Below are 13,042 nucleotides of genomic sequence, written 5' to 3' on the forward strand. Positions count from 1 at the left end.
AAAGATGGTTTATTTAGACCGATTTTCGAAGCATCGGTAGTTCCTCATCACCAAACGCTTGTCTTGCGCGAGCATCCTGTAACCAGCAAGCTACATAGTGCTGCGTGTTAGCTTCAACTCGAGCAGGATCATATTCCGTACAAACATCCATTGCATATTCACACCGATCAGCAAACGCACAACCAGTTGGTGGGGAAAATAGATCTGGTGGTGTGCCCGCAATCGGAACTAACGGAACATGGCGATCCGCATCCATTCGAGGAACAGAATGCAACAAACCTCGCGTATAAGGATGCTGCGCCTGATAAAATAAATCTCTGCGATTGCCTTCTTCCACCACCTTACCCGCGTACATCACTTGAATACGATCAGCAAGCTGAGCCACCACTCCTAAGTCATGGGTGATCATAATAATCGCTACACCCATTTTCTTTTGAATATCTTTAAACAAATCGAGAATCTGAGCTTGAATCGTGACATCAAGGGCGGTTGTTGGTTCATCAGCAATCAAAATCTCCGGATCGCACATTAAGGCCATCGCAATCATAATCCTCTGCCTCATTCCTCCACTGAATTGGTGAGGAAACTGTTTTAGTCGTTCTTTTGCATTTGAAATCCCAACTAAATCAAGCATAGACAGTGCTCTTTTTCCCGCTTCCTTTTGAGACAGCTTCTGATGTCTAATTAGCCCTTCCGTTAATTGATCACCAATCGTTAAAGTTGGATTCAATGACGTCATTGGATCCTGAAAAATCATCGAGATCTCCCTCCCACGTATTGAGCGCATCTTTTTCTGAGAATACGAGAGCATATTTTCACCTTTAAAAAGAATCTCTCCACTTAGGATCTTGCCGGGAGGTTCCGCGATTAATCGCATGATGCTTTGAGCTGTCACACTTTTACCGCAGCCACTCTCCCCAACAATAGCCAGAGTCTCTCCTTTTTCGATCGATAGATTCACACCTCGAACAGCATGTACACGTCCCCCATATGTATCAAATGAAACATGTAGATTTCTCACATCTAGCAATTTTTCGCTCATTGAATCTTACCTCCTTAACTTAGGATCTAGCGCATCCTGGAGCCCATCTCCAAGCACATTAAACGCAAACATCGTAATGGATATGAAGAAAGCCGGGAAAAACAACCTCCACCACGTGCCAGATGTTAAGGTTCCAAGTGCGTCCTCAGCCATCACTCCCCAACTGGCAAATGGAGCTTGCACACCTAATCCAAGGAAGCTAAGAAAAGCCTCGGCAAAAATAGCGGTTGGTACCGTTAATGTCATTTGTACAATAATGGCTCCAACGGCATTTGGAAGTAATGCTTTTCGGATAATATGACTTGCCTTGCCTCCCAACGTTCTTGATGCTAGGACATACTCATTGGTCTTTATTTGAAGAACTTGTCCGCGGACAATACGTGCCATACCTACCCAACCCGTTACTGTTAACGCGACTATAATCGTGAACAAACCTGGTCCCATCACAACCATTAACAGGATGACAACTAATAGATACGGAAGTCCATACAGCACTTCTACCACTCTCATCATGGCATTATCAGTGCGACCTCCCTTATATCCCGAGATTCCTCCGTAGATAATGCCAATGACACAGTCAATTAACGCAGCCATAAATCCTACAAACAAACTAATTCTCGCACCGTACCAGGTTCGTGCAAACATATCGCGCCCCAGACTATCGGTTCCAAACCAGTGATCCATCGATGGTGGTTGATTGGCATTGGTACGGAGCTGAGTCGTGACACTATGAGGACTGATCATCGGTCCGATAATTGCCATTACAATTAATAAAATCATGACAATGAGTCCGGTCATCGCCAACTTATTTTTTCTTAAGCTCATCCATGCGGCTTGCCAATAGCTGACCGATGGACGAACCACTCGTTCTGCTTTTGTGCTATCTTGCTTTCTTTTTTGAAATAACTCATCAGGAATTGATTGTTCAGTACGCTGCATCAGCTCACTCCTCCTTCTTGTGGAGCTTAATTCGCGGATCAAGAATTCCGTACAGAACATCAACAATCAGTAGCATAATCATCAATATGCCACTATAAAAAATCGTTGTACCCATAATGACCGGATAATCTCTGCTGTTAATGCTCTCTACGAAGTAACGTCCCATACCTGGTATCGCAAAAATTTTCTCAATCACAAAGCTACCTGTTAAGATCGAAGCTACTAGTGTGCCTAGTATCGTGACAACGGGCAGCAATGCATTTCGCAATGCATGCTTCACTACAATTTTAAAAGGAGAAATGCCCTTCGCTTTTGCCGTTCGAATATAATCCTGCGTCAGCACCTCCACCATACTTGAACGTGTTAAACGAGCGATAATTGCCATCGGAGTTGTGCCGAGAGCCAAGGCTGGCAAAATCATATGCTTCCAACTCGCCCACGTTCCAACTGGCAGCAACCTCCACTGGCCAGCAACTTGATAGATTAAGAGTGTTGCTAAAATAAAATTTGGAACTGAAATGCCAATAACCGCAAACGTCATCATGCCATAATCGATGACTCCATTCCGCCTAAGGGCTGCGAGAATGCCCAATGTGATACCAGAAATAATCGCCACAATCAACGCTGCAATACCAAGTTCAAGTGAAACAGGAAAACCGCGTGAAATTAACTCATTCACAGTCGTAGGAGATTGCTTAATCGAAGGACCAAAATCAAACTGTGCCAACGATTTCAAATAATCAAAATATCTTATGTATAGTGGATCATTTAGACCAAAATGCTCCGCCATATTTGCTTGAACAGCAGCATTTGTTGTCTGCTCCGTGTTAAGGGGAGATCCCGGTACCGCATGCATCAGGATAAACGTTAATGTGATAATGACCCACATCGTCACAATCATCCCAAGCACCCTTTTTCCTATATATTTGAGCATGATTCAACCACCTTTTTCAGCAGAAAGCTGTCCTCATCGCTAGCTCCGTCATAACAAGCATCGCTCGATAAGCTTCAAGAATATCTTTCGCTTGAAAACGAACCGTTGTTGTTCCATCCTCAATTTCAGCCCCTGGCATTAACGCGGCCCACTCCGCCTGTCCATAATTCGTAAACTCAATTCGTAGCAGTGGCTTTTCCGGTGGAATGAGAGGTTTGACCTTATTTCGTTTGTGCAAAGCCTCCTTTGTTTTCTGCTTAAGCAGTTCTCCTGCCTTTTGAGGAGTCAAACAAATAGCTGATGACCTTGACTGCTGCTCCTTCACAATAGCTGTAGTGACATTTGGAATGAGTGCCTCTGCCTCCTTCGCTGTCTCATCATCCCCACTGACCATAAGAACAGGTACACCATAATAACCTGCCACATAGGCGTTAAACCCCATCTCACCTATTTCATGATCGTTAATGTACATCGTGCGAACACCAAAGATCATCGTATGGCTCATAACTCCTTTTTGAGAGGCTCTCGCATGATAACCAAGAAAAAAAGCACCACTATATTCTTCATTTAGACCTTGTACCATTGAATATGGTTTTACATCTCCTGAAATCAGTTTTGCTTCTGTATGTATCTCTTCAATTAATAAATTGTTCATCTTTGAATGACTATCATTCACAATGATTTCCTTACCGCCTAATTGCAGAGCCTCCTCTATCACATGATTTGCTTCCTCCGTCATTAGTGATTGCCCTCGTCTATAATGCCGCTTGGACGAATCAACAAACTGTTCATCAGCAAAGCCAGATATTCCTTCCATATCAATAGATAAATAGAGTTTCATAGCATCCTCCCTGTTAAATAACTTCCAGTACGTTTCCTCATTATCAAAGAAATCAGACAAATTTGAAAGTCTTTCGTGAGGAAATATGACATAAACTAGCAGATAGAATTCGATTGAAAGCGTTTACTTCAATAAGTATACCTGTTCCTTTATTTGGATTTCAACCTCTTTCTGAGCCGTCAGCGAAAACGACTCAGTTTAAACAAATCAATTGGGTGAAGCAATGGTTGTTCTAACGCCATCTGACTTAAAAGTTTGCCAATGACACTCGCAAACTTAAACCCGTGCCCCGAGAAACCACCCGCAAACATAATGTGAGGGTGATCAGGATGCCAATCTACGATAAAATCTTCGTCTGGAGATTGATCATAGATACAAACGCCACCTCTAATGAGTTCGCCTGACGCTTGAGAAAGGTAGGCATCTAGTAATAGTCGTAACTCTGCCTCATCCTCCTCGTACGCACCAAACGTTCGATTCAACTGATCAGGAGTAGTCAGTTGCCCCCCATCATGCCGACCAAGCTTAAATCCAGCCCCCTTATAATCTGGGAATCCATAATACAAACCAAATGAAGTATCAAACACAACACAAGGAAACTGCAAATCATTATACAGATTCTCTCGCTTCGGCTTGAACCAAGCAAACGTTTTGCGGATCGGCTCGATAGGCATATTGATTTGTGGAAGCAGCTCATGAGTCCAGGCACCAGCTGTCACAATGAGTTTCTTTGCTCTAAAATTGTGTGTAGCAGACGTAACCGATACCTCATCATTTTTTGCATCAACATCAAGAACCAGTTCATTTTCAAAGAAAACAGCACCATGCTTTTGAGCTAGCTCCTTATAAGCTCGTACACACTCCTCACTCAATAAAAATCCCGCCAACGTATCCAAAACACCCATGTACTCTTTTGTGAGCTTGATTTCTGGCCATCGTGTCATAATTTCCTCAGATGTTAACACCTCATGCGGCAAATCATGAGTCGTTGAACTATGTAGAACCTCATCTATAAAATTCGAACCCTCTCTGCCCATCAACAGCGCACCAGACTGAATATAAAGCGTTCGCTTCGATTCCTGCTCTAACTCTCGCCAAAGTTCATACGCACATTTCACAAGTGGCACATAACTTTGCCCCTCACTATAACCAAAACGCAGCATCCGTGTTTGACCATGATGACTACCCTTTTCATTCGGAACGGTCTCCCTATCAATGACGGCTACTCTTTGATTCGCTTTCGCCAAATAATAAGCCGCAGCCACCCCCATCGATCCCCCACCAACAACTATCACATCATATTCATACTCCATCTCTGTTCACTTCCTTTTTTAGTAGTGTAGCGGATTTGCGTTTGTATGAATAGAGGATGAAAGGGGGGAGGGGTTTGGTATGAGGGCTTGGGCTCTTGCTCCCACCTCCAAAATTCAAATGCACTTCATAAAAATGACCATTTTTATGAAGTTATTTTGGTTGACTGGCTTGGTTTGTGGTGTGCTGGCTTGGTTTGTGGTGTGCTGGCTTGGTTACTGGCGACTCTTTCTACACGCGGCGGCCTCTTCCCACACGCAAGACCCTCCTTTCTACATGCGGTGGCCTCTTCCCACATGCGAGATCCTCCTTTCTACATGCGGCGGCCTCCTCCCACACGCGAGATCCTCCTTTCTACATGCGGCACCATCCTTTCCACTCACGGCGTCCTCCCCTCCGCGCGCGACGGTCTATCCATCTTGCTCCCACCCTCAAATTCAATTTCACTTCATAAAAACGGACATTTTTATTCCTTATTTCCCTTGTCCTTGCTTGTTTCCTCCGCACTCCCCCAACGGGTCACGCCGAAACCATCTCCTTCAAATATTTACCCAAGATTCATTTCTTTCTTTTCTCTAAATAGTTGAGGTATGATTAGTGATTATAGGTTATAAAATTTAGAGTGAATCAGGTGAATGAATGAATAGGCAAAATGAGGCTACTATGGCTGTTTTATTGGGAGCCGGGGCATATGTGCTATGGGGTGTGATGCCTCTTTATTGGAAGATGGCAGGTGATGTATCGTCTGCAGAGGTGTTAGCGTATCGCATTATTTGGGCATTTATTTTTATGGTGATTGCCCTAGTTATAATGGGTAAGCTTATGGAAGTGTTGCGTGAAATGAAGGTTGTTTGGCAAAACAAAAAAAGTCTGATTGCAATCTCTGCAGCATCTGTGCTCATTACAGCGAATTGGTTTATCTTTATTTTTGCGGTGAATAGTGACCGAATTATTGATGCAAGTCTTGGATATTATATTAATCCGTTAATGAATGTGCTTTTAGCAACTGTTATTCTAAAGGAACAATTAACGAGGCTTGAGAAATATTCGGTCGTGTTAGCGTTTGTTGGGGTTTTAATCTTAACGATTTATTATGGCCATGTTCCGTGGGCATCAATTCTACTAGCGATATCATTTTGTTCTTATGGGTTCATTAAACGATCTGTCCCCATTCGACCGTGGACTGGATTAACTGTTGAAACACTTTTAATGGCTCCCTTTGCTCTTCTTTTTCTGATTTTGCTTCCTGATGCATCATATTTTTCAGAGTCTGCATCAACCATGCTTGTACTCGCGGGAACTGGAGTTATTACCGCTATTCCGCTCCTTCTGTTTGCAGCTGCTGCTCAGAAGCTCAGCTTTACGGTGATTGGATTCTTGCAGTATATTGCGCCGACGTTTATGCTGATTATTGGAGTCTTTATTTATCATGAACCATTTTCAAGCATTCAACTAGCAGCCTTTATCTGTATTTGGATTGCTTTAGGTCTCTTCACGTATTCAAAGTTAAATACAAGAAGACGTTCGAAAAAATTAGCAAATACACAACAACCAAGCTTAGGTCTTTAAATTGAAAGGAGACTGTTCAATGAGTTTATTTCGAGGATATATTGGAACCTACACAAAAGAGGATAGTAAAGGAATTTATACTTTCACTCTTGATACTGAAAAGAAAGCCTTACAAAATCTTGAGGTAGCAGCGGAGTTAGGAAATCCTACATACGTTAATCTGGATGAGGATCAAACTCACTTGTATTCAGTAGTAAAGGACGGATCAGAAGGTGGAGTCGCTTCATTTAAAATTGACAAAGAGACTGGTAAACTGACTCATCTTACTACCGAATTAACGGATGATGGATCACCTTGCCACGTAAGTGTAAACGAAGGGGCAGCAGTCACGGCCAACTACCACAGTGGTAGAATTACGCTTTTCCCACTTCAAGCAGATGGTGGCGTTACTCCAGCAGCTTCTTATGCCCAGCATGTAGGAACTGGTCCACATGAGCGTCAAGAAAAACCACATGCGCATTATGCCGGATTCACTCCAGATAACCAATATGTTGTTGCCGTTGATCTAGGAACAGATCAGCTCGTCACTTATTCATATGAAAATCAAAAGTTAACGGAAGTCGGTAGTTATACCTTTAATCCTGGATCTGGACCTAGACATCTTGCGTTCCATCCAAAGGAAAAATATGTGTATGTGTTCACTGAGATTAGCAATGAAATAGTTACCCTTGCTTATGATGATGTACCAAACGCATTCAAAGAGGTACAAGTTGTTTCTACCCTTCCTGATGATTTTCTAGAAAATAGTCAAGGTAGTGCGATTCACATTTCTTCAGATGGACGATTTGTTTATGCGGCTAACAGAGGACATGACAGCATTGTTGTTTATGAAGTGAATCCATATTCAGGTGAGCTTTCCCTTATCCAACGTGTGCCTTCAGCGGGTAACTGGCCAAGAGATTTTGTCCTTGATCCAACCGAAGATTTTGTCATTGTTTCTAATGAAGAAACGGGTAATGTTGTTTTATTTGAACGAAATCAAGAGGATGGAACGATTACACAGCTCGATTCATCCATTAATGTGTCCAAGCCAGTATGTATCAAGTTTTTAAAGTAAACGAGTATAAACGGCTTCTATGCAGGTTATCTGTATAGAAGCCCGTTTTTTGGTCTGATTATAAAGGAGCTACTGCATCATGAATCAACACAGCCATTTTTTTTCGAACAAAAAGAACCTATTACTTATACTTGGAATTGCCGTTATTGCGTTTAACTTGCGTCCAGCTATCACATCCGTTGGACCAGTCATTGGATCCATTCGTACAGACTTTGGATTATCAAATGGAGCTGCTGGCCTTATTACAACTCTTCCTTTGTTATCATTTGCTATTCTTTCTCCCATTGCCCCAAGGATTGGTCAAAAACTTGGGTTTGAAGGCGCCATTGTAGCCGGCCTATGTGTGCTTTTACTGGGCATTGTGTTGCGTGCCACTGGGTTCTTATCCTTTTTATTTATTGGAACAGCTTTAGTTGGAGTCGGTATTGCTATTTGTAATGTGCTATTACCCGGGCTTGCCAAGCTACATTTCCCTTTAAAAGTTGGCTTAATTACAAGTGTTTATTCCACCTTGATGTCTGTTTTTGCTGCCCTAGCATCCGGTATTACTGTACCTCTTGCTGAAGGAGCTGGACTTGGATGGAACACCACACTCTTTTTATGGGGTGGACTCGTTCTGCTTGGGCTTGCTGTTTGGGTGCCGCAGCTACGCGGAAAAAATAGTGAACCACGGCCAGAAGAAGTTCAACCCTTATCGAGTTCACTATGGAAATCGCCAATCGCCTGGCAGGTCACACTTTTTATGGGTTTGCAGTCATTCCTTTTTTACTCATCCGTTGCTTGGTTACCGGAAATCATGCAAAGCCACGGTATGAATATTGCGGCTGCCGGATGGATGCTCTCATTGATGCAGTTCGCTGGACTTCCAGGCAACTTTCTAGCACCAATTATTGCAGGCAAAATGAAAGATCAACGTGCGATTGTCATTGTTATCAGTATTTTTTACACATTGGGAGTTTGCGGATTAATTATTGGAGGAAGTACAACGTTTCTTGTGATCTCAATCATTCTAATGGGACTTGCTTCTGGATCTAGTATTAGTCTTGCTTTGACGTTAATTGGATTACGAAGTGCAAACGCCAAACAAGCATCCAAACTATCAGGAATGTCTCAATCCCTCGGCTATCTTCTTGCTGCGTCAGGTCCAATTGTCATCGGATTGGTCTTTGACTTCTTTCATACATGGACAGCGCCATTGCTCTTATTCATCGTGATCCTAGCTGCGATGGTCATTACAGGACTTGGAGCTGGACGGAATCAATATGCAGTACGTGAATTAGAAGCCGGCAACTAAAATAATTAAAAAACAAGCGAAACAGACACGTTGTCCAGTTCGCTTGTTTTTTATTTTATTATGTTCTTGTCCTGTTAAAAGATCAGCTTAACGCCTCTTCAAGCGTCGCATACGTATATCCGAGATCACGTGCAACGGCTTCATAGGTTATTCTACCGTTTGCCACATTTAACCCAAGAGCAAGTGATGGGTTATCAAGCATCGCCTGTTTTGGTCCTTTATCGGCAATTTGTTTTGCGTACGGTATGGTCACGTTTGTTAGTGCGATTGTTGATGTACGTGGCACAGCACCGGGCATGTTGGCAACAGCGTAGTGGATAATACTGTGCTTTGTATACGTCGGATCATCATGTGTTGTGATCGTATCCGCTGTTTCAATAATTCCACCTTGGTCAATGGCGACATCAACCACTACACTGCCTGGTTTCATTGATTGAATCATTTGCTCTGAAACCAATTTTGGTGCTTTTGCTCCAGGTATCAGCACAGCTCCAATAACAAGATCAGCCTCTTGAACGGCCTCAGCAATGTTCAATGGGTTAGACATAATTGTGTGCACATCTCTTCCGAATTGATCATCAATCTGTCTTAATCGTTCTGCACTTAAATCAAGCATTGTCACATCTGCCCCAAGACCTACAGCGATTTTGGCCGCATTTGTGCCTACTACACCAGCTCCAATAATCGCCACTTTGCCACGCTTCACTCCTGGTACACCGCCGAGAAGAATGCCTTTGCCGCCTTTAGGTTTTTCTAAAAACTGTGCGCCGATCTGCGTTGCCATACGCCCTGCCACTTCACTCATTGGCGTTAACAACGGAAGGGTCCTGTTCACTTCAACCGTTTCGTAGGCAATTGCTGTTACACCACTATCAGCCAATGCTTTTGCAAGTTTTGGTTCAGCTGCAAGGTGAAGATACGTAAAGAGAATCAGTCCCTCGCGAAAATAAAGATACTCTGATTCTAAAGGCTCCTTTACCTTAATGACCATCTCTGCTGTTTGCCACGTTTCTTTTGCTGTTTGTACAATCGTCGCACCAGCGATTTCATATTCATAGTCGGAGAAGCCACTCCCTTCTCCTGCTCCAACTTCAATAAATAGCTGATGTCCTCCATCAACAAGTGTAGACACTCCAGCTTGGTGTGATAGCCACTCGGTTCTCATTGTTTTTGATTTCTTTTGGTATCGCAATAATCATATCCATTCCTCCTACACTCTACTATTCCCTTTTTTTAGTATAGTAAAAGAAGACCTGTCTGACATCGTGATATTTCCAAAACGAAAAACGCTCTATTTGTTTATTTTAACAAACAGAACGTTTTTATTTGTCCATCATGATTAGATCTAGGTAAAGACCCATACGATCGCTTGGATCCTTTAGTGAAAAGTTGCCGATACTTTCAAGGCGTTTGACTCTATAGGTTAAGGTATTAACATGTACATGAAGTTGCTTGGCTACCTCGTTCATATTGCCGTCTCGTTTTAAAAGTAAAACCAATGTCTCAAACAATTGTGTGCCTTGCTTCGTATCATAATCTTTTATTAATTCAATACCTGGATGTATACATATTGCCTCTGATAACTGATCAACGTATTTAAAAACACCAAGATCTTGGTAGATGTGGGCTGTATCAAGCTCTTCAGGGTACCTTTTTTTAAGGGAAAGAATGTGTATCGCCTCTTGATAACTTTTCGAAATGCTATCATACCCATTTACAAATGAACCACAGCAGCTCTCCTTCTGTTTGATGACAAAGCGCTCCTGAAGCTGCCCTGTAAGCTTCTGCAAAAACAGACGGCGATCTTGTACATCCTTTGCCTTCACTAAACAAATGAGCTTGCGATCGTCCCATAAAAATAATGGAATGGTGTCTTGATAAGAAGCTTGTAGCATGTACTCAATGTGGCGTTTTGATTCTTCATCCTGCTCTTCAAAGACTAAAATGCTTATAAAAACAGGATCATTAGATTGGATTTGGGCAAGATACAGCTCCGAATGGATCCTATCTGAATAATCACCCAGCAACAGCTGCCACAATAATTCTTGACGGCTTTTATGCGTTTGCTTTCGTTGCCTACTAAGCTTCAGAAGTTCTTGTTTCGCTGTTGCTGCTGCATCTTTTAACAATTCAATTTCAGTGTCTAACAGCTTTTGCTGATGATCCGATACCCAAATATAACCCAGGACCTCGTCATGCTTCCAAATCGAAACAGCCACCCGGCTCCCAAGACCAAACTCTTGAATTTCTGGCACTCGAACGGGTTCCCTTGTTTGATTAAGCGCAGGAATAATGCCGTCCTTCCAAAAACGATTAATGAGTTTTTCCGGAACTCGTCTTGATATAATGGTTGAGATTCTGGCTTCGTCTGCGCCATCACCATGCGTACTATATGCAAGTAGTTGATGGTTTGCATCTTCAATAGTCACCGGACAATGTAGATAAAAGCTAATCATCTCGGCAAATTCCTCAAGGGATCTAAAGGGTTGGCGAAAAGCGTGAGATGTTGTACGTGTCATAGCATTCCTCGCAATCATCGTGCTCAAGCTTTTTTTCCATTATAGCAAGCAGACAATCAGATTGACTATAGCTATTAGCCCTTCTCTTTATAAAGCTCAAGTGCACGCTTACGCATCGTAGAGTGGTCTACAATTGGCTTCGGATAATGCTTACCTATGATACATCCTGCTTCTTCTTGAGTGTCTTCTGGCATTTTTTCCGGGGCGTGAATATATTTTGTTGGTACATTCTTTAGTTCTGGCACATACTTACGGATAAAATCTCCTTCTGCATCAAAACGTTCGGATTGACGAGTGGGGTTAAAGATACGAAAGTATGGAGCCGCATCCGTTCCCGTTGATGAAGCCCACTGCCAACCACCAATATTAGATGCTGGTTCGTAATCTATTAGCATCTCTTCAAAATAACGCTCACCCTCTCGCCAGTCCATCAACAAGTCCTTTGTGAGGAAGGAGGCTACCGCCATGCGCAATCGGTTGTGCATCCACCCAATCTGATTTAATTGCCTCATGGCTGCATCAATGACCGGAAAACCCGTTTCGCCTTTTTTCCAGGATTCAAGTAGTTCTGCGTCTACATTCCACTCCATACCTCGATACTTTTCAATAAGCTCTTGATCTTTGCTCTCTGGAAACTGAAAATAGATCATATTATAAAAATCTCGCCATGCAAGTTCCTGGATATATGTATCTGGTCCTTGGGCATTGGCTTGATCTGCAAGCTCATCCACAATCGTATGATAAACGGTTCGAGCTGAGACGGCACCTGTTCGCAAATATGGCGATAACATGCTTGTACCTGTTAACGCAGGAAAGTCACGATTTTTCTTATAATCATACATCCTGCTATGAGTAAACTCCTCTAATCGATTAAGTCCATAATCCTCTCCTGCATACTTCCACTTACCGGTTTTTGTCTCCATTAATTTTTGATAAGCGTTTGTCCCTCTTTTAAAAAGATCTCGTTGATCAATTGCGTATTCTTTCATTTTTTTTAGATCAATTTTTTGGATAGACGGCTTTTGTAGCTGCTGCCATTGCTTATAGTAAGAAGAGAACACCTTGTATAACTGCCCATCCTGCTTCTTCACTTCTTCTGCTCCATGAATCGTATGATCGATACAAGGGTAGATCGCAACTGAGGTTGATTCAAAGAAATCCTTCACCTCTTGATCTCTTTTGGCACCTCCACCTGTCTCATCCACGTTAAAAAAGAACTGATCGAGATCTGACACCTGATCTTGCAAGTGACTAAACGCTTGCTCCATGCTCCCCGTCACAAAATGAATCGGCAAGCCTTTTTCTTCACATTTTTCCACATGTTTCATTAATGTCTCATAATAATAATCGTGCCTAGCTGTAAAGGTCTCATTTAAAGTAGGCTGAATATAAAATAAGGCAAGTAGTGCATCCTCCTTGCCTAATGAAGCTACCGCCTTCGATAGTGCGGTATGATCATGCAAACGCAGATCTCTTCTAAACCAAACAACAGTTGTACCCATTTTTCCCCCGCCTTTATTAACTCAATTCTTTTCT

At 42.5% G+C, this 13,042-nt stretch carries 10 protein-coding genes and 1 pseudogene; 3 read left to right on the forward strand and 8 right to left on the reverse strand.

Features of this window, described 5'->3' with window-relative positions:
* Nucleotides 1-13: 13 nt before the first annotated feature.
* From NDM98_RS17845 to solA, 5 genes are all read right to left on the reverse strand, one after another.
* Complete coding sequence (locus tag NDM98_RS17845) at nucleotides 14-1,042, reverse strand: ABC transporter ATP-binding protein (protein WP_251610563.1); 1,029 nt, start codon at nucleotides 1,040-1,042, stop codon at nucleotides 14-16.
* Nucleotides 1,043-1,048: 6 nt separating this feature from the next.
* Entirely contained in the window at nucleotides 1,049-1,981 is a 933-nt protein-coding gene (locus tag NDM98_RS17850; RefSeq protein ID WP_251610565.1) for an ABC transporter permease, read from the reverse strand.
* Between the two features lie 4 nt (nucleotides 1,982-1,985).
* On the reverse strand, nucleotides 1,986-2,915 hold the full coding sequence (locus tag NDM98_RS17855) for an ABC transporter permease (protein WP_251610567.1): 930 nt from the start codon (nucleotides 2,913-2,915) through the stop codon (nucleotides 1,986-1,988).
* A 16-nt stretch (nucleotides 2,916-2,931) separates the two neighbouring features.
* Nucleotides 2,932-3,756 (reverse strand): D-aminopeptidase DppA, encoded by an 825-nt coding sequence (dppA, locus tag NDM98_RS17860; RefSeq protein WP_251610569.1) that lies wholly within the window; start codon nucleotides 3,754-3,756, stop codon nucleotides 2,932-2,934.
* A 179-nt stretch (nucleotides 3,757-3,935) separates the two neighbouring features.
* On the reverse strand, nucleotides 3,936-5,069 hold the full coding sequence (gene solA, locus NDM98_RS17865) for an N-methyl-L-tryptophan oxidase (protein ID WP_251610571.1): 1,134 nt from the start codon (nucleotides 5,067-5,069) through the stop codon (nucleotides 3,936-3,938).
* A 661-nt stretch (nucleotides 5,070-5,730) separates the two neighbouring features.
* Here solA and rarD point away from each other — a divergent pair.
* The 3 genes from rarD to NDM98_RS17880 all read left to right on the forward strand — a co-directional run bounded on the left by rarD (nucleotide 5,731) and on the right by NDM98_RS17880 (nucleotide 8,987).
* Nucleotides 5,731-6,636 (forward strand): EamA family transporter RarD, encoded by a 906-nt coding sequence (gene rarD / locus NDM98_RS17870; protein WP_251610573.1) that lies wholly within the window; start codon nucleotides 5,731-5,733, stop codon nucleotides 6,634-6,636.
* 19 nt (nucleotides 6,637-6,655) lie between these two features.
* Nucleotides 6,656-7,693, forward strand: coding sequence for a lactonase family protein (locus NDM98_RS17875; protein WP_251610574.1), 1,038 nt, complete (start codon nucleotides 6,656-6,658; stop codon nucleotides 7,691-7,693).
* A gap of 79 nt (nucleotides 7,694-7,772) precedes the next feature.
* Nucleotides 7,773-8,987 (forward strand): CynX/NimT family MFS transporter, encoded by a 1,215-nt coding sequence (locus tag NDM98_RS17880; protein ID WP_251610576.1) that lies wholly within the window; start codon nucleotides 7,773-7,775, stop codon nucleotides 8,985-8,987.
* A gap of 82 nt (nucleotides 8,988-9,069) precedes the next feature.
* Here the strand turns inward: NDM98_RS17880 and ald are convergent.
* From ald to NDM98_RS17895, 3 genes and pseudogenes are all read right to left on the reverse strand, one after another.
* Nucleotides 9,070-10,186, reverse strand: a pseudogene (gene ald / locus NDM98_RS17885) (alanine dehydrogenase).
* A gap of 123 nt (nucleotides 10,187-10,309) precedes the next feature.
* Nucleotides 10,310-11,506 carry a PucR family transcriptional regulator gene (locus NDM98_RS17890; protein ID WP_251610578.1) on the reverse strand — a complete coding sequence of 399 codons (1,197 nt, stop codon included), beginning with the start codon at nucleotides 11,504-11,506 and terminating at the stop codon, nucleotides 10,310-10,312.
* A 74-nt stretch (nucleotides 11,507-11,580) separates the two neighbouring features.
* On the reverse strand, nucleotides 11,581-13,008 hold the full coding sequence (locus NDM98_RS17895) for a cryptochrome/photolyase family protein (RefSeq protein ID WP_251610580.1): 1,428 nt from the start codon (nucleotides 13,006-13,008) through the stop codon (nucleotides 11,581-11,583).
* Between the last annotated feature and the right edge of the window lie 34 nt (nucleotides 13,009-13,042).

The organism is Alkalicoccobacillus plakortidis, from assembly GCF_023703085.1.
Classification (GTDB): Bacteria; Bacillota; Bacilli; order Bacillales; family Bacillaceae_D; genus Alkalicoccobacillus; species Alkalicoccobacillus plakortidis.

Bases quoted from the DNA above. Each gene is read 5' to 3' on its own strand.
- NDM98_RS17845 (WP_251610563.1), bottom strand. From the start codon at position 1,042: ATGAGCGAAAAATTGCTAGATGTGAGAAATCTACATGTTTCATTTGAT.
- NDM98_RS17850 (WP_251610565.1), bottom strand. From the start codon at position 1,981: ATGCAGCGTACTGAACAATCAATTCCTGATGAGTTATTTCAAAAAAGA.
- NDM98_RS17855 (WP_251610567.1), bottom strand. From the start codon at position 2,915: ATGCTCAAATATATAGGAAAAAGGGTGCTTGGGATGATTGTGACGATG.
- dppA (WP_251610569.1), bottom strand. From the start codon at position 3,756: ATGAAACTCTATTTATCTATTGATATGGAAGGAATATCTGGCTTTGCT.
- solA (WP_251610571.1), bottom strand. From the start codon at position 5,069: ATGGAGTATGAATATGATGTGATAGTTGTTGGTGGGGGATCGATGGGG.
- rarD (WP_251610573.1), top strand. From the start codon at position 5,731: ATGGCTGTTTTATTGGGAGCCGGGGCATATGTGCTATGGGGTGTGATG.
- NDM98_RS17875 (WP_251610574.1), top strand. From the start codon at position 6,656: ATGAGTTTATTTCGAGGATATATTGGAACCTACACAAAAGAGGATAGT.
- NDM98_RS17880 (WP_251610576.1), top strand. From the start codon at position 7,773: ATGAATCAACACAGCCATTTTTTTTCGAACAAAAAGAACCTATTACTT.
- NDM98_RS17890 (WP_251610578.1), bottom strand. From the start codon at position 11,506: ATGACACGTACAACATCTCACGCTTTTCGCCAACCCTTTAGATCCCTT.
- NDM98_RS17895 (WP_251610580.1), bottom strand. From the start codon at position 13,008: ATGGGTACAACTGTTGTTTGGTTTAGAAGAGATCTGCGTTTGCATGAT.